We start from the raw sequence: 16,166 nt of genomic DNA, 5'->3' as shown, positions 1-16,166 counted from the left end.
CTTTATTCCTCCAATTGATGAAGATTGCGACTGCGAATTTCATTCTGCAGCTTCGCGATCACTTCGTTTACGTCCATGCTTCCCAGGTCTTTACCGCGGCGGGTGCGAACGGCTACTTTGCCAGATTCCACCTCTTTATCACCACAGACCAACATATACGGGACACGTCGTAAAGTGTGTTCGCGGATTTTAAAGCCAATCTTCTCGTTTCTCAAGTCCGCTTTTGCACGAATGCCCGCATTCTGCAGTTTTCGCGTTAATTCTGCAACATATTCGGACTGACCATCGGTAATATTCATTACCACAACTTGTACTGGAGCAAGCCAGGTCGGGAAGAAACCGGCATATTCTTCGGTCAAAATCCCGATAAAGCGCTCCATGGACCCCAGGATTGCACGGTGAATCATTACCGGCACCTGGCGTTCATTACTTTCACCCACATAAGAAGCATTCAGACGGCCCGGCAGCGAGAAGTCCAGCTGTACGGTACCGCACTGCCATGCACGGTCGAGGCAGTCATGCAGGGTAAATTCAATTTTAGGACCGTAGAAAGCCCCCTCACCCGGCTGATACTCGAACGGAATCTCGTTCTCTTTCAGCGCGGCGGCCAGGTCGGCCTCAGAGCGGTCCCACAGATCGTCAGAACCAATACGCTTTTCAGGACGCGTAGAGAGCTTAACAACGATCTTTTCAAAGCCGAAGGTGCTGTACATGTCGTACACCATCTTAATGCAGCTGTTCACTTCATCACGCACCTGCTCTTCAGTACAGAAGATATGGGCATCGTCCTGAGTGAAACCGCGCACGCGCATCAGACCGTGCAGCGCGCCCGATGGCTCATTACGGTGACAGCTACCGAATTCAGCCATACGCAGCGGCAGATCGCGATACGATTTCAGCCCCTGATTAAAGATCTGCACGTGACCCGGGCAGTTCATTGGCTTAATGCAGTATTCACGGTTCTCTGAAGAGGTGGTGAACATCGCTTCTTTGTAGTTTTCCCAGTGGCCGGTTTTTTCCCACAGCACGCGGTCCATCATGAACGGACCTTTCACTTCCTGGTAGTCATACTCTTTCAGCTTGGTGCGAACAAACACTTCCAGCTCGCGGAAAATAGTCCAGCCGTCGTTGTGCCAGAACACCATGCCCGGTGCCTCTTCCTGCATATGATACAGGTCGAGCTGCTTACCAATCTTACGGTGGTCGCGTTTTGCCGCTTCTTCCAGACGCAGCAAATACGCCGCCAGCTGTTTTTTGTCGGCCCATGCGGTGCCGTAAATACGCTGCAGCATTTTATTGTTGCTGTCGCCGCGCCAGTAGGCACCGGAGATTTTCTGCAGTTTGAAGTGGTGGCAAAAACGCATATTCGGTACGTGCGGACCACGGCACATATCGACATATTCTTCATGATGATACAGCCCAGGACGATCGTCATGGCTGATGTTTTCATCAAGAATGGTCATCTTGTAGGTTTCATCACGAGCAGCAAAGGCGTCACGCGCTTCCTGCCAGCTGACCTTCTGTTTAACAACGTCGTAATTGGTTTCGGCCAGCTGGTGCATGCGCTTTTCCAGCTGATCGATATCTTCCTGCGTCAGGGTACGATCGAGGTCAACATCATAGTAGAAACCGTTGTCGATCACCGGACCGATAGCCATTTTGGTATCTGGCCACAGCTGTTTAATCGCATGACCTAACAGGTGCGCACAGGAGTGGCGAATAATTTCCAGACCGGCTTCGTCTTTGGCGGTGATGATGGCCACATTGGCATCTTCGGTGATCGGATCAACCGCATCCACCAGCTCACCATTTACCCGTCCGGCAATACAGGCTTTCGCCAGGCCAGGACCGATATCCAGGGCAATATCCATCACGCTTACGGCGTGGTCAAACGAACGCTTACTTCCATCAGGAAGAGTAATCACTGGCATGTAACATCCTTAATTGCAGTGGTAACCCATACGCAAGGCTACATACAAACATTGGTTTTACTTTATAAACCAGACCCTTAGTACTTAAAACCCGCTCACATTTGCCGGTTTGGTACACGGTCTGGTACACAGACTCAAACGTGACTCAAAATCAGAGAAACCTTTGAAGGTGTAGTATCTTACACTTCATGAGGGGGAATTGCACGGCGCGGGGTTAAATTGCCGTAAAGGGAAAACGATGTGACGGGCAGATAGACCTGAAAAAACGGGCCGACTTATCGGCCCGGGGAGCATTACATCGCGTAGGAAAGTAGTACCGACGTTTTGGTGTCGGTTCTTTCCGGCGCGGACTCTGGCGGGTTCTGGTTCCAGGTCACGTTGTAAGCCAGCTTCAGTGCGAAGTGGTCATTGATGGCCACCTGCAGTCCTGTTTCGGAGTTGACGGTGGTATCGTCGCTGCCGAGTACGGAGACACCCTGAATGAATTTGGTGTTGTCGGTCAGCTGCCACTGGTAGCTCATTGCGCCATAGGCCAGCGCCTGCGTTTCATGGCCGCCTTCATGGAAATCGTCATAGCGCACGCCAGGACCGGCTTCCAGACGCAGCGAGTGCACCGGGCCGTTCAGCAGCTGGCGACCATAACCCGCCGCCAGAATGGAGCGACCGTCGTAACCGTTAAAACGATCGCTCAGCCAGCTGGCCTGACCGAACAGGTAGTCCGCGCTGTTCATGTTATAACGAGTACGTCCACCCACCTGATAGGTTTCGGAAGAACGCTCATCGTTTGATGAGGTGTTGCTCGCATTTCCCCACAGGCTGTAAGCGGTGCTTGGCTGATACCAGGTCATATTGGTATTCGCCGTGGCGGATGAGCTTTTGGTATTGCCGCTCTGAGCGAGATAACCCGCTGCGGCATTGCCTTCAAAAGGTTTCTTCGCGGTGCTCGGGTCATCCATAACCGTAAATACGTTGTTATCAGCCAGGGCTTGTTGACACAGTGCTCCCCCGGAGAGCAGCAGAACGACAGACAGTTTACTAAGCGCTTTCATTTAATGTGACCCGTACGGCAGTTTTGAAAAGATTAAGTCTGAAGCCTTTTGAAGGACGATCAACGCAATTTACGGTAATAAACGTAACAATTTGTTAAATCACTCTTTTTCACAAGCATCACGACGAATCTACTCGATGAATGAGAACATTCCCATTAACGGCGCGCATTATAGAGGGTATTTGACGGGAAAACATCAGCCTGTAAATAAGAAATATCTCTAGCCAGGCGAAAAATCCCTGTCGAAAAAAGCAGTGATGTAACTAAATATTAATGCGCAGGTATCTGGCTTATCCGCCCGTGCACACCCCCCGCATCTCGGCAGGCGTTCAAAAAGACGACGGAGAGTAACCGGGTAGGATGATGAAAATACGGGGCAAAAGTGGCATGAAGTGCGGCATTTCGACCCAGGGCTATCAAAATACCAGGGGGGATGTTAATAAAATTTACCCGCAAATCATGACCAGATCGTCCATTCTGATGGGGTCATGTCCTATGATGTAATGAATTTTTCCGACAAAGAGGTATGCCATGAGTTCAGCCGTAAACCAGTACGTTGTGACCTTTCGCTACCATGAAACCGGACTCAGTAATCTGCTTGAACTGAACAGCACCATGCTAAGCGCCGGTTTTTCCACCACTCTCAACGACGCCGACGGGCACCCGCACGAGCTGGGGACCAACAATTTCGGGATTGTCAGTGCCCTTCCGATTGAAGATCTCAAAGCGCAGGCTATCAGTATTGGTGAGCTTGTGCTGGATGAAGCCCCGGAAGTCGAAGTACAAACTTTGGCGTCATTTAATAAGCAGGATCAAAGCTAAGTTTTTGTAAAAATGTACGATTAACGTGCATTACCGCGCAGACTGGTTATCCTTTAACCGATACGGTAACCCTGTTCACGGCGTACAAAAGAGGAGCTTCCTATGTGGTCAGCCATCAATCGTTTGTTGAATGAACAGCTTGGGCAGGGCGAAATTACCCAACGCACTGAGCTGCCGGGTGGTGATGTTCATCCCGCCTGGCTACTGCACTATGGCGAACATCGGGTGTTCGTGAAGTGTAATCAGCGAGACATGTTGGATTTGTTCACCTGGGAAGCCGATCAGCTACAGCTGCTGGCCCGTAGCGGTACCGTGCGCGTACCAAAGGTTTATGGCTCAGGCAGCGACCGTGATGCCAGCTTTCTGCTGCTGGAATACACGGAACCCACCCCGCTGGACGCCTCCAGCGCTCATCTGCTGGGCGAACAGCTGGCGCGGCTCCATCAGTGGAGCGAACAGCCGCAGTTTGGGCTTGATTTCGACAACAACATCACCACCTCGCCGCAGCCGAACAGCTGGCTTCGCCGCTGGTCGCTGTTCTTTGCCGAACAGCGTATTGGCTGGCAGCTGCAGCTGGCCGCGGAGAAAGGCATCCAGTACGGGGATATCGAACTCATCACGCGCTGCGCGCAAAGTCTCCTGGCGACACATCACCCGCAGCCTTCACTGCTGCACGGTGATTTATGGCCAGCGAACTGCGCGGGGAGCAGCAACGGTCCGTGGATCTTCGATCCCGCCTGCTACTGGGGAGATCGCGAGTGCGATCTGGCGATGCTCAGCTGGTATCCCGACCTTCCCGTTGAGATCCTGCAGGGCTATCAGTCGGTCTGGCCCCTGCCTGAAGGGTATATTCAGCGGCAGCCGGTTTATCAACTCTATTATCTGCTTAACCGGGCAAACGTATTCGGTGGCCGCTGGCTGGCCGAGGCGCAGCGGGCGGTGGTGGCCCTGCTGGACGAGGATGAAGTGGGTAAGAAGCGCACGCGCCAGGCCTGAAGGCCCGGAGCGCGCTGTCGGTTAAAGAATAAAACCGAGAAGTTTCAGCACAAAATACCCTGCCACGGCAACGATCAGCGGCAAAATATAGAGCGGGAAAAACTGCAGGAAAATGGTATGCCGTGGCACCACGATTTTTTCTTCCAGCTGCTGGCGGGTCAGGCCTTCGTCCCCTCTTGCCTGTTCCAGAATCATCCGGTCTTCAATCCCTTCGCGCAGATGACGCGACTGTCTCCACATGCGCGCACCGGAAGCCTGCAGCGCCAGGCCGACAAAAATCAGAATATAAATCACCCAGAACAGCACATTGCTTCCGCCGTTAAAATCCGGCACCGGCGAGTGGGTCCAGAAGCCGTGAAGAAAACCGGTGTTGAAGCGGATCATATCGATCATCACATGGGTAAAATCCTGCATTACCGCATTGATGCCGTCACGCTGCTCCTGGCTTTTTTCCAGAAAACCCAGCAGCGAAATCAGCGTGGACAGCAGCGCTGGGATAAAGATAACCCAGCCCACAATACGCTTGAGGATCGCCACCTGGCCAGCCCGTTGATAAGTCATGCTTTCTCCTGTCCATATGATGTTTCGCCGACAGTCTACCTGTACTGAAAGAAAAGTGCCTGCTAATTGCTGCCCGCGATCCGGCTTTATATACGCACTTTCACCGACTTAACGGCAAGCGGTGGTTACTGGTCAGTGCCATGTTCATGTTAAAATGACATAAACTGTTTAATGGAGCCACAAAATGTCCTATCACCGCCCCGTCGTCGCCGCCATTTTTGATATGGATGGTCTGCTTATTGATTCTGAACCCCTCTGGCAACAGGCCGAACTGGATATTTTAAGTACGCTCGACATCGACATGAGCCGCCAGCAGGAGCTGCCCGATACGCTGGGTCTGCGCATCGACCAGGTCGTTCGCATGTGGTATGAAACCCTGCCGTGGAGCGGACCGACCCAGCAGGAAGTCACCCGTCGCGTCATCGATCGCGCCCTGGCGCTGGTTGAAGAAACTCGCCCACTCCTGCCCGGCGTTGAGCAGGCGCTGCAGCTCTGCCAGCGTTCAGGGCTGAAAATTGGCCTGGCTTCCGCCTCTCCGCTGTTTATGCTCGAGCGCGTGCTGGACATGTTTAATATTCGTAGTTACTTCGAAGTCCTCGTCTCCGCAGAAGCGATGCCCTACAGCAAACCGCACCCGCAGGTTTATCTTGATGCTGCAGCCCGCCTCGGCGTCGATCCGCTTAACTGCGTGACCCTGGAGGACTCATTCAACGGCATGATCGCCACCAAAGCCGCGCGCATGCGCTCCATCGTCGTACCTGATGCGGAATACGCTGCCGATCCTCGCTGGGCGCTGGCGGACGTGAAGCTCGGGTCGCTTACCGAGCTGACCGCGTCACATTTAACGGGTCGGTAAGGCCGTTAAGCCAGCCCGATTGCCCGCAAAACTAATGAAATGGCGTTGTGCAGACGCCATTTGTTTAATTGTTAAGCCGTGGTGAAAATATTTATCTTTCGTTACAGCGTCACATATTTATTCTACTGTATATATTCCCTATACTGGATGCATTGACAGCTATGTAGCCAGGTGTTTTCCATGACGGCCGAAGGCCATCTCATTTTTGCCATTGCCAGCGCAATTTTTGCTAAGCGCGCCGAACTGACTCCGGTTCTGGCCAGCGCGGACTGGTGGCACATAATCCCTGCTGCGTTACTGACCTGCCTGCTTCCCGATATCGATCATCCGAAGTCGCTGCTCGGCCAGCGGCTGAAATGGCTGTCACAGCCCATTGCAAGAGCGTTTGGCCATCGGGGGTTTACCCACAGCCTGCTGGCCGTTGCCGGAGGCGTGGCCCTGCTGCAGATGAAGCTGCCTGCGGGGTGGATTATCCCCGCGGATGCGTTCCAGGGAATGATTTTAGGTTATCTCAGCCATATTCTTGCCGATATGCTGACGCCCGCCGGCGTGCCGCTGCTCTGGCCCTGCCGCTGGCGTTTCCGACTGCCACTGCTTAACAGTCAGAAAGGCAATCAGCTGGAGCGCATGCTTTGCCTGGCTCTGGTGGGCTACGCCATCTTTTTCCCGGCGGGTACGCAACATTTTGGTGCAGGCGGCTGGCCCAGCACCGTCATTAATACCGTGCAAAATAGCATCAGCCGGATAATTAACGCTCAACCTGAGTAATAAACACGCTAATAACACCAAAAAGTTATAAATAATTCCTTTTGGATATAAACCTGCACCATTCCAAACTGTTACCATTTGCCCCACAGCTCGACTTACTGCGCGACAGAAATTATCTGTCACCGCGACGGCCCGTTGCGTCGTCATTTTTGGAGAATGCCTGAATGAATTTCCCGCTCATTATTAACCTGGTGGCTTTCGTCGCCCTGTTACTATTGCTGGCAAAAACCGGCCGCCGCGGCTGGAGCCTGTCAAAGAAAGTCCTCGTCGGCCTGGTGGTTGGCGTACTGTTCGGCCTGGCCCTGCATACCATTTACGGTGAGAACAGCGAGGTGATTAAACAATCCGTCAGCTGGTTCAACCTCGTCGGAAATGGCTATGTCCAGCTGCTGCAAATGATCATTATGCCGCTGGTATTCGCCTCCATCCTCAGTGCCGTTGCCCGTCTGCATAATGCTTCATCGCTGGGTAAAATCAGCGTACTGACGATCGGCGTCCTGCTGTTTACCACCGCCATTTCCGCGGCGGTTGGCGTGCTGGTCACCTGGCTGTTCGGCCTGAATGCCAGCGGACTGGTTCAGGGCGTGCAGGAAACCGCACGGCTGACGGCGATTCAGAACAACTACGTGGGCAAGGTCGCCGATCTCAGCGCCCCGCAGCTGCTGCTTTCCTTTATCCCTAAAAACCCGTTTGCCGATTTGACCGGTGCAAACCCAACGTCAATTATCAGCGTGGTGATTTTTGCCGCCTTCCTCGGCGTGGCTGCCATTCAGCTGTTGAAGGATGATGCGGAAAAAGGCCAGCGCGTACTGAAAGCTATCGACACCCTGCAGTCCTGGGTCATGAAGCTGGTTCGCCTGATTATGAAGCTGACGCCTTACGGCGTGATGGCGCTGATGACCAAGGTGGTGGCCACCTCTAACCTCAGCGACATTATCAAGCTGGGCAGTTTTGTACTGGCTTCCTATCTGGGCCTGGCCATTATGTTTGCGGTTCACGCCCTGCTGCTGTCGGTTAACGGCGTCAATCCCCTGCGCTTCTTCCGTAAAGTGTGGCCGGTGATTACCTTTGCCTTCACCAGCCGCTCCAGCGCCGCCACGATCCCACTGAGCGTGGAAGCCCAGACGCGCCGTCTTGGCGTGCCGGAGTCGATTGCCAGCTTTGCCGCCTCCTTTGGTGCCACCATCGGTCAGAACGGTTGTGCGGGCCTCTACCCGGCGATGCTGGCGGTGATGGTTGCGCCAACCATCGGCATTAACCCGTTCGACCCGGTGTGGATAGCTACCCTCGTCGGTATCGTTACGCTGAGTTCTGCAGGCGTTGCCGGCGTGGGCGGCGGAGCGACCTTCGCCGCGCTGATTGTGCTGCCGGCCATGGGCCTGCCGGTGACGCTGGTTGCGCTGCTGATTTCCATTGAACCACTGATTGATATGGGCCGTACTGCGCTTAACGTCAACGGTTCAATGACTGCCGGTACGCTGACCAGCCAGTGGCTGAAGCAGACCGACAAGCAGATTATGAACACCGATGCGGACAACGATGCCGAGCTGGCTCACCGCTGATAATTAACCGCCGATCCCGGAGCCCCTGGCGGGCATCGGGATCGGCGGCACCCCCCTGATTTCCCCCTGCCCGTTTACTCAGCCTCCCGCGATTATTCCCCACCGCGCTGCCCTCAACATGGCGTTATCCCCTCCGGCCAGGCTCATAAAGTCCCCCAATCGTGGCCTCCAGGTTAAGGAAGCGTTAAACGCTGTAAGCAGCCGCTAATAGCCGCAGGGAGACGCTTGTAATTCCCCCCGCACAGGACGATGCTAGCGGCACTGAACCAGGAGACCTGCATATGAAAAAGGTGATGACCACCCTGCTCGCCTTCACGCTGCTTGCCCCGGTGCTGGCATCTGCACATCCGGGAGGCTGGGGTCCACCTGGCCCTGGGCCGGGCTGGCACGGTGGCGGACCAGGAAGACTGTCGTTCCTGCCTGACGCGGCGGCGGCAGTGCTGATCGGCGGGCTGACCTACTATGTCCTTAACGGCAACTATTATCAGCGCCAAAACGATAACACCTACGTGGTGGTCGATCGCCCGGTGGATCGGGTAACGGATATGCGCGCGCTGGATTACAACGGTGAACGTTTCTACGTTCAGGATGGCCACTACTACCGTCGCAACATTAACGGAGAGTATCTGGAAGTCCCCCGGCCGCCGGGGCTGTAGTTCGGCTCAGGGAGGCGTTAGCTCGTCAGCCACAAACGAAAACGGCAACGCCTGTTATACAGACGTTGCCGTTCAACGTTAAAACACGACAGTTAACAATCAGAATGCGGGATTACTTAGCCGCCTGCGGATCGGTATCGTATTCTTTACAGCTCTGGAAGCCGTAGTTCATGACTGTTCCGGTATCGCCGTAGCTCACGAAATAGGTCTGCTGTTTGCCATCACGCTCACCCAGAACATAGGTCTGGCAGGTACCGCGAGCGTGAACCATCGTAATTTCGGTTGAAGGCGGCCCCGCAATGTCACGGACCTGCTGGCGGGTCATACCTTTTTTCACATCCTGTACCACCGGCTTGGTGACATAGCTTTCGGCACGATCGTAAGCGGTACAGCCTGATAAAACGGCCAGCGTTAAAGCAGCACCCATCAATCCCGTCAATTTACGCATATGTTATTCCTCATTTATTGTCCATGTGCATTAAGCCTGGAATATAAGTGCCGGATTTTCAACTTTAACTGGCGAAATTATTACAGATTTATCCACTGCGGCTTTATACTCATTTTAATGAGAATGAACGTTCACATTGCCAGTGTGGCCGAATACGTCACGGCAGTGGATCTATCTGCGGGTCGCGGAGGGCCTGAAATCATGCAAAACGAAGCGCGGGAAGCCCGACACCGAATCCGGCAGGATGAAATTATCATCGCCGCGCGGCGCTGTTTTCGTCAGCATGGTTTTCATGCCGCCAGCATGTCGCAGCTGGCCTCTGAGGCTCAGCTCAGCGTGGGGCAAATTTATCGTTATTTCTCCAGCAAAGACGCCATCATTGAGGAAATTATCAGACGGATTATCGGCCTGCGCATTCAGGAAATGATCGGCACGAGCAAGAGCATCCAGTTGCCAAAACTGCTGGCCTGGCGCTGCGTCCTGAATGAGGATGACGAGGCGCTTATGCTGGAAGTGGCCGCTGAAGCCACCCGTAATCCGCGCGTGGCGCAGATGATGCAGGAGGCCGATGAGCGCATCTTCAGCCAGGCCTGCGCCCACGTCAAACAGGCGTATCCCCACTTCAGCGACGAGCGGATCCGCGGCTGTGTGGAAGTCCTCGCCGTGATGGTTGAAGGCACCTCTCATCGCCGACTGACGCCGCAGAAAGCGTCAGCGGAAACACTTTACCCACTGTATCAACAGATCCACCACCTGCTATTTCATTCAGAGGATTCATGACACCTGCATCTCCCAATCGTCTTGGCTACGCCATTACGCTCGGTCTTCTGGCGGCGCTCGGCCCGCTGTGTATTGACCTGTACCTGCCGGCGCTGCCGGAACTCGCCAACGATCTGCAAACGCCCACGGCCACGGCACAGCTCAGCCTGACTGCCGGACTACTCGGGCTGGGCCTGGGGCAGCTGTTCTTTGGGCCGCTCAGCGATAAGTACGGCCGCATTCGTCCGCTGCTGCTGTCGCTGGTTCTGCTGCTGATTGCGTCCGTGGGGTGCGCGCTGGCGCAGGATATTCACCAGCTGCTGCTGGCACGGCTGTTTGAAGGCATGGCCGGTGCGGGCGGTGCCGTACTGTCGCGCGCGATTGCCCGCGATATGTACACCGGACATGAGCTGACGCGCTTTTTCGCCCTGCTGATGCTGGTGAACGGCCTGGCCCCGATTGCTGCACCGGTGATGGGCGGCGCGCTGATGACCTTCCTCAACTGGCGCGGCCTGTTTATGGCGCTGGCCGTCATTGCCGTACTGTTGTTTGTTCTGGCAAAACTGAAGCTGCATGAAACGCTGGCCCCCGAACGTCGAAGCCAGGGCAGTATTCTGTCCGCCTGGGCGGCGCTGGGACAGGTGATCGCCCACCGTCCGTTTATGGGCTTCTGCCTGACCCAGGGCTTTATGATGTCGGGAATGTTTGCCTATATCGGTGCGTCGCCGTTTGTCCTGCAGGAGATCTATCACCTGTCGCCGCAGGCATTCAGCTTCTGCTTCGCCGCGAACGGCGTCGGCCTGATTATTGCATCACAGGTTAGCGCACGTCTCAGCCCGCTGTGGGGCGAGTACCGGGTGCTCAAGGGCGGCCTGGTGCTGGCATTTATCTCTTCCGCCACCCTGCTGCTGGCCGGTCTGACAGCCGCCGCGCTGCCCCTGGTGCTGATTGCCCTGTTCTTCAGCGTGGCCAGCAACGGTGTGATTTCGGTCACCGCCTCCTCGCTGGCGATGCAAAGCCAGGGGCATCGGGCCGGGAGCGCGTCCGCGGTGCTGGGCGTGGCGATGTTCACCCTTGGGGGCATCAGCGTGCCGGTGACCGGCATCGGTGGAACCTCGGTGATGACCATGGCGGCGACCATCTTTGGCTGCTACATGCTGGCTATCGTGATGTTTACGCTGCTGGCGCAAAAGCCGAAAAAAGTCTGATTTGTCAGCAGTCGGTGGCAATCAGTGTCGATGAAGATTGTTGTTTTGCGCCCGGCGCGTTAGCTTAAACAGACATAATTTTACTGGCAGCCGCCCGTCGGCGCTGAATCTGAGGAGAGGTGAATGGCTCTGCAACAGGACATTATTGCGGCACTGGGTGTGAAACCGGTGATTGATGCACAGGCAGAAATTCGTATCAGCGTTGAATTTCTCAAATCCTACCTGAAAACGTATCCGTTTTTAAAAACGCTGGTGCTCGGCATCAGCGGCGGTCAGGACTCAACGCTAACCGGAAAACTGTGCCAGACCGCGATTAACGAACTGCGCGAAGAAACGGCGGATACCACCTATCAGTTCATTGCCGTCCGTCTGCCTTATGGCGTTCAGGCCGATGAGCAGGACTGCCAGGACGCCATCGGCTTTATCCAGCCGGACCGCGTCCTGACGGTGAATATCAAGCAGGCGGTGCTGGCGAGCGAGCAGGCGCTGCGCGATGCCGGTATCACGCTGTCTGATTTCATTCGCGGCAATGAAAAAGCGCGTGAACGCATGAAAGCCCAGTACAGCATTGCCGGCATGACGGCGGGCGTCGTTGTGGGAACCGACCATGCGGCCGAAGCGCTGACCGGCTTCTTCACCAAGTACGGCGATGGCGGCACCGACATCAACCCGATTTTCCGCCTGAACAAGGGACAGGGAAAGCAGCTGCTCAAAGCGCTGGGGTGCCCGGAACACCTGTACCTCAAACAGCCGACCGCCGATCTGGAAGATAACCGCCCGGGTCTGCAGGATGAAGTGGCGCTGGGCGTTACCTATCAGCTCATTGACCGCTACCTGGAAGGGGAAACCATCGACCCGGCGGCGGCGAAAATCATCGAAGGCTGGTATCAGAAGACCGAGCACAAACGCCGCACCCCGATCACCGTGTTTGATGATTTCTGGAAAAAATAAGCCGGAAAATAGTGCTGTCCAGCCATGAGGAAAGACAGCCCTTCGGGCCGTTGACGTAGCCGATAGTCACGCGGCTTATCGCGGTCCGCCCGAGTATGACCAGCATCTGATATCGTCCGGCTGCGGCGTTTGTCGCCGGCCAGACGATATTCCTCCCTCCCTGCTCTGCCCTCCTGCCCTGGCTGACAGCTGATGTTTTTTTCTGCTACACTGTACGTACAACCAGTAACCGGAGTCCGTAGTGGTCAAAAAAATCGTCAGCCATCGCCTGGAATTTGAGGCGGCGGCAATCTATCAGTATCCCGAGCATCTGCGCCCGTGGATAGACGATCTCCCCAACCTGCCCGGCGTGTATACCTTCCACGGCGACAGCGACAGCCTGCCGCTCTACATTGGTAAAAGCGTCAATATTCGTAGCCGGGTGATGTCGCATCTGCGCACCGCCGATGAGGCAAAAATGCTGCGTCAGTCGACGCGCATCAGCTTTATTACGACCGCCGGCGAGCTGGGCGCTCTGCTGCTGGAAGCTCAGATGATTAAGATCCAGCAGCCGCTGTTTAACAAACGTCTGCGAAAGAATCGCCAGCTCTGCGCCCTGCAGCTGGTCAATCAGCGTCCTCAGGTGGTGTATGCCAAAGAGGTCGATTTCTCGCATACGCCAAATCTGTTCGGCCTGTACGCCAATCGCCGTGCGGCACTCCAGCATTTACAGAAAATAGCCGACGAGCAGCAGCTATGCTACGGGCTGCTGGGGATGGAGCCGCTGAGCGCCGGTCGCGGCTGTTTCCGCTCGGCGCTGCGGCGCTGTGCCGGAGCCTGCTGTGGCAAGGAAAGCGTGGAAGCGCATCAGCAGCGGTTGCTGGCCGCGCTGGAAGCGGTACGAGTGAACTGCTGGCCGTGGCCGGGTGCCGTGGGCGTCATTGAAGAAGGCGTTAACCAGAAACAAATTCACGTGATTAATAACTGGCTCTACCTGGGTTCGGTCAGCGAGATTGCTGAGGCTTCGGCACTCTGTACCGCGCTACCGGGGTTCGACAGCGACGGCTACAAGATCCTCAGCAAGCCGCTGATCGGCGGCAAACTGCCGATTGTGGCGCTCTGATCGGCAGCCAAAATAAAACCGCCGGTGTTGCCCACTGCCCTGAGGCGGAGGTGAGCAACACCGGCGGTTTCTAATGCGTCAGCGAGGATTAGTCGTCTGCAGGAGGCATTTTACCTTCATGCTGCGGTTTTTCAGTCAGACGTTTCTCAAAGTTCTGATTGAACTGTTTTTTCTGCTCAGGCGTCAGCACGTTATACATTTTGTTCTGAGTTTCCAGCATGGACAGCGCGCGCGCTTTTCCGTTGGCGGACATCTGCGTTGCCTGCGCTTCAGCTTTCGTGCGGTCGAAGCTGTCGGAAGCAATGATGTTGTGCATGGCGCGGCGCTCTTCCAGCGACGGGCGCTTCATGTCCTTGTGCGATTCTTTCATGATGGTGCGGATCTGCTGCTTCTGCGCATCGGTCAGATTCAGACCTTTAAACATATCGTGCATTCCACCGCCGTGGCGAGGTGGCTTATGCATCATCGGTTTGTCGCCGCCGGCAGGAGGCGGAGTCAGGTTGTCGTTTGCAGCATGAACGATATTTGCCGCACCTACTGCCAGCGTGGCAGCAACAATCAGGGAAGTTAATTTACGCATAGTATTGTCCTTATGTTTCATTTCTATGGCGACCCGGTTGTCGCGTTGTCGGAAGCCAGTTTACGTCGTCCAACGTCAAGTACTCAGAGGCTGGGTAAAGGCCTGAAAGCATAAAAGACAATTTGAAGCCAATCATGGAGAGAATGAGAAGATTTTGGTGAAGAATTGCAAAAGAATATGAATTTGAAGGGATTTATGCAGGGAATATGGAGGAGTGTAATCGCCCGGGCGGGATTTCGGAAGGAAAAAGTTAAGCGCTTTACACTTTTCTGCGGGTGCCCGATGCCGGGGTATTTGAATTCAGGATTTGTGGCGATAAGGTGCTCTGAGCCGGCTGGCGGTTCCCCGTCTGGCGGGTCCTCGCGCCGCTGCGCGATACCTTCTCTCCGCTCGTCAGCCTGCCGGACCGGCTCAGACGCCGCGTCCCTGCGCCGACCGAGCCTTGCACCCGCGTCCTGCGGGCGCATCCAGGCTTCCTCTCTGCGTTCAGCGCTGTGGATTGCCAGACGGGGAACCGCCAGCCCGCTCTGATACTTCAGTATTGCCCGTAAAAAGCAGAAACACAGTTTTTTCAGGCGAGCCTCTGCGGCGGCGACCGGGCATCCACAGCGCTGAGATGGAAGCATCCGGCAAGGATACGCCAACAGGACGTTGGCGTAAGGCTGCGTCGGGTCAGGGATGACGCGTCGCAGGCGGTCCGACAGGCCGGATGCTGGAATCGAAGGCACCGGGCGAAGCACGGCGCGAGGACCGCCCGACCGCCGCCGCAGAGGCTCAGCCCGGCCCCCGTTCCACCGCAACACCGCAACACCAGCCCGTCTCATCCAGAAAGGCGGTTAAACAGACTCTCGCCTCTCACGCCGGCGGACTCAAAACGCCACCCACCTCGGCCTCAGACACCTCAATAATCTCGCTGGCATTCTCCGCCACCAGCATCAGCCCGGCCCGCAGCCCCTCCGCCACGTTCGGATTCGGGAACAGAACGTACTCCCGCGCCTGCTGAACGTAATACTGCGTGTCGCCGTCTTCGGCCAGCAGCGTCCCCTGCGCAAACGCGGTAAAGTTCAGCGTCTCTGCCCCCATATGCAGCACAAACCGATCCGAATGCCGGGTAATCTGCTGCGAAACGCGGTAGCGCAGCGGCGGAGTGGAAACATCGGGCAGCGTGCCGCCGCTGACCAGCGCGCTCAGCGCCCGATCGGCGGCGGAAAACTGCGCCAGATCGTTGTGGCCAAACGGCTGCGCCTTACCCAGCTCCAGCGTACAGCTTGCCGCATGAAAATGATGGCCGCTGTAGTGGGTATAGGTTCCCCCCGGTGCGCGGTGGAACACCAGCGCCTCCAGCCCTGCCGCACCCAGCCAGTGAAGAAAATCATCCGGCCACGGCGTTTCACGCTGCGGCATCACGCCGAAGCGCGGATGATACGAACCCCGGATCGCCGTATGCATATCGATATGCCAGCGAACTTCATCATGCTCGCTCACCTGCCAGAAATTCTCCATCGCCTGCTCCAGACGCCAGGCTCGGCGCGCCTCCGGGCAGTCCTCATACTGCTGCCACCGGCCGCCAAACATCCGGTTCATATCGCCATGCACATAGCGCTTATTCTGCCGCAGAGCCGCCGGATTACCGTAAATCACCAGCAGGCGCGCCACCAGCGGCGTCTCACCGCGCAGCAGCGTATTTAACAGCCGATCGACAATTTCAACGGGAGCCGTTTCATTACCGTGGATGCCGGTGGAGATCACCAGCGCCATCGGTGCCGGCCCGTGCGGCGTCAGCTCCAGGATCCCTTCATCGATCCACCGCCAGCTCAGCTGCGCATTGCGCCCGGTAACGGCGGTGGGCCGTTCACCGGCGAGAGTTAAGGTGAGGAAATCTTGCATCAGTACTCCTTCAGGCTTCGCCGCTCAGCCC

At 56.0% G+C, this 16,166-nt stretch carries 16 protein-coding genes; 10 read left to right on the top strand and 6 right to left on the bottom strand.

From position 1 onward, the window contains the following. Positions 1 to 2: 2 nt before the first annotated feature. The gene (gene thrS, locus PGH32_RS05970) at positions 3 to 1,931 is read right to left on the bottom strand and encodes a threonine--tRNA ligase (RefSeq protein WP_314421938.1); all 1,929 of its coding nucleotides are present in this window, start codon (positions 1,929 to 1,931) and stop codon (positions 3 to 5) included. 293 nt (positions 1,932 to 2,224) lie between these two features. After that, positions 2,225 to 2,980 carry a DUF481 domain-containing protein gene (locus tag PGH32_RS05965; RefSeq protein ID WP_337893469.1) on the bottom strand — a complete coding sequence of 252 codons (756 nt, stop codon included), beginning with the start codon at positions 2,978 to 2,980 and terminating at the stop codon, positions 2,225 to 2,227. Between the two features lie 530 nt (positions 2,981 to 3,510). Between PGH32_RS05965 and ghoS the strand changes: the two genes are divergently transcribed. Both ghoS and PGH32_RS05955 read left to right on the top strand, forming a co-directional pair. After that, a complete protein-coding gene (ghoS, locus tag PGH32_RS05960; protein WP_314421940.1) occupies positions 3,511 to 3,801 on the top strand; it encodes a type V toxin-antitoxin system endoribonuclease antitoxin GhoS in 291 nt (96 codons plus the stop codon). 102 nt (positions 3,802 to 3,903) lie between these two features. Further along, on the top strand, positions 3,904 to 4,797 hold the full coding sequence (locus PGH32_RS05955) for a fructosamine kinase family protein (protein ID WP_337893468.1): 894 nt from the start codon (positions 3,904 to 3,906) through the stop codon (positions 4,795 to 4,797). Positions 4,798 to 4,818: 21 nt separating this feature from the next. Here PGH32_RS05955 and PGH32_RS05950 read toward each other — a convergent pair whose 3' ends face one another. Continuing rightward, positions 4,819 to 5,358 (bottom strand): YniB family protein, encoded by a 540-nt coding sequence (locus PGH32_RS05950; protein ID WP_314421942.1) that lies wholly within the window; start codon positions 5,356 to 5,358, stop codon positions 4,819 to 4,821. Positions 5,359 to 5,542: 184 nt separating this feature from the next. Here PGH32_RS05950 and hxpB point away from each other — a divergent pair, with 184 nt between their 5' ends. The 4 genes from hxpB to PGH32_RS05930 all read left to right on the top strand — a co-directional run bounded on the left by hxpB (position 5,543) and on the right by PGH32_RS05930 (position 9,200). Beyond that, positions 5,543 to 6,214 carry a hexitol phosphatase HxpB gene (gene hxpB / locus PGH32_RS05945; protein WP_314421943.1) on the top strand — a complete coding sequence of 224 codons (672 nt, stop codon included), beginning with the start codon at positions 5,543 to 5,545 and terminating at the stop codon, positions 6,212 to 6,214. A 180-nt stretch (positions 6,215 to 6,394) separates the two neighbouring features. Further along, positions 6,395 to 6,982 carry a metal-dependent hydrolase gene (locus PGH32_RS05940; protein ID WP_337893467.1) on the top strand — a complete coding sequence of 196 codons (588 nt, stop codon included), beginning with the start codon at positions 6,395 to 6,397 and terminating at the stop codon, positions 6,980 to 6,982. Positions 6,983 to 7,146: 164 nt separating this feature from the next. Further along, complete coding sequence (locus PGH32_RS05935; RefSeq protein ID WP_314421945.1) at positions 7,147 to 8,544, top strand: L-cystine transporter; 1,398 nt, start codon at positions 7,147 to 7,149, stop codon at positions 8,542 to 8,544. 281 nt (positions 8,545 to 8,825) lie between these two features. Continuing rightward, complete coding sequence (locus tag PGH32_RS05930; protein WP_314421946.1) at positions 8,826 to 9,200, top strand: DUF6515 family protein; 375 nt, start codon at positions 8,826 to 8,828, stop codon at positions 9,198 to 9,200. Positions 9,201 to 9,312: 112 nt separating this feature from the next. Here the strand turns inward: PGH32_RS05930 and osmE are convergent, their stop codons facing one another. Further along, on the bottom strand, positions 9,313 to 9,648 hold the full coding sequence (osmE, locus tag PGH32_RS05925; RefSeq protein WP_314421947.1) for an osmotically-inducible lipoprotein OsmE: 336 nt from the start codon (positions 9,646 to 9,648) through the stop codon (positions 9,313 to 9,315). Between the two features lie 201 nt (positions 9,649 to 9,849). Here osmE and PGH32_RS05920 point away from each other — a divergent pair, with 201 nt between their 5' ends. The 4 genes from PGH32_RS05920 to cho all read left to right on the top strand — a co-directional run bounded on the left by PGH32_RS05920 (position 9,850) and on the right by cho (position 13,668). Beyond that, positions 9,850 to 10,428, top strand: coding sequence for a TetR/AcrR family transcriptional regulator (locus tag PGH32_RS05920; protein ID WP_314421948.1), 579 nt, complete (start codon positions 9,850 to 9,852; stop codon positions 10,426 to 10,428). After that, positions 10,425 to 11,615, top strand: coding sequence for a multidrug effflux MFS transporter (locus PGH32_RS05915; protein WP_314421949.1), 1,191 nt, complete (start codon positions 10,425 to 10,427; stop codon positions 11,613 to 11,615). Before PGH32_RS05920 ends, PGH32_RS05915 begins: the two co-directional genes overlap by 4 nt. A gap of 123 nt (positions 11,616 to 11,738) precedes the next feature. Next, positions 11,739 to 12,566 (top strand): ammonia-dependent NAD(+) synthetase, encoded by an 828-nt coding sequence (nadE, locus tag PGH32_RS05910; protein WP_314421950.1) that lies wholly within the window; start codon positions 11,739 to 11,741, stop codon positions 12,564 to 12,566. A gap of 241 nt (positions 12,567 to 12,807) precedes the next feature. Then, positions 12,808 to 13,668, top strand: coding sequence for an excinuclease Cho (gene cho, locus PGH32_RS05905; protein ID WP_314421951.1), 861 nt, complete (start codon positions 12,808 to 12,810; stop codon positions 13,666 to 13,668). 88 nt (positions 13,669 to 13,756) lie between these two features. On the opposite strand, the gene spy is transcribed toward cho, so the two are convergent. After that, a complete protein-coding gene (spy, locus tag PGH32_RS05900) occupies positions 13,757 to 14,248 on the bottom strand; it encodes an ATP-independent periplasmic protein-refolding chaperone Spy (RefSeq protein WP_314421952.1) in 492 nt (163 codons plus the stop codon). Positions 14,249 to 15,103: 855 nt separating this feature from the next. Then, positions 15,104 to 16,135 (bottom strand): succinylglutamate desuccinylase, encoded by a 1,032-nt coding sequence (astE, locus tag PGH32_RS05895; RefSeq protein WP_337893466.1) that lies wholly within the window; start codon positions 16,133 to 16,135, stop codon positions 15,104 to 15,106. Between the last annotated feature and the right edge of the window lie 31 nt (positions 16,136 to 16,166).

Source organism: Erwinia sp. SLM-02 (assembly GCF_037450285.1).
Classification (GTDB): domain Bacteria; phylum Pseudomonadota; class Gammaproteobacteria; order Enterobacterales; family Enterobacteriaceae; genus Erwinia.
The sequence above is the reverse complement of the archived record's forward strand: the minus strand, read 5'-3'. Positions and strand labels throughout refer to the sequence as shown.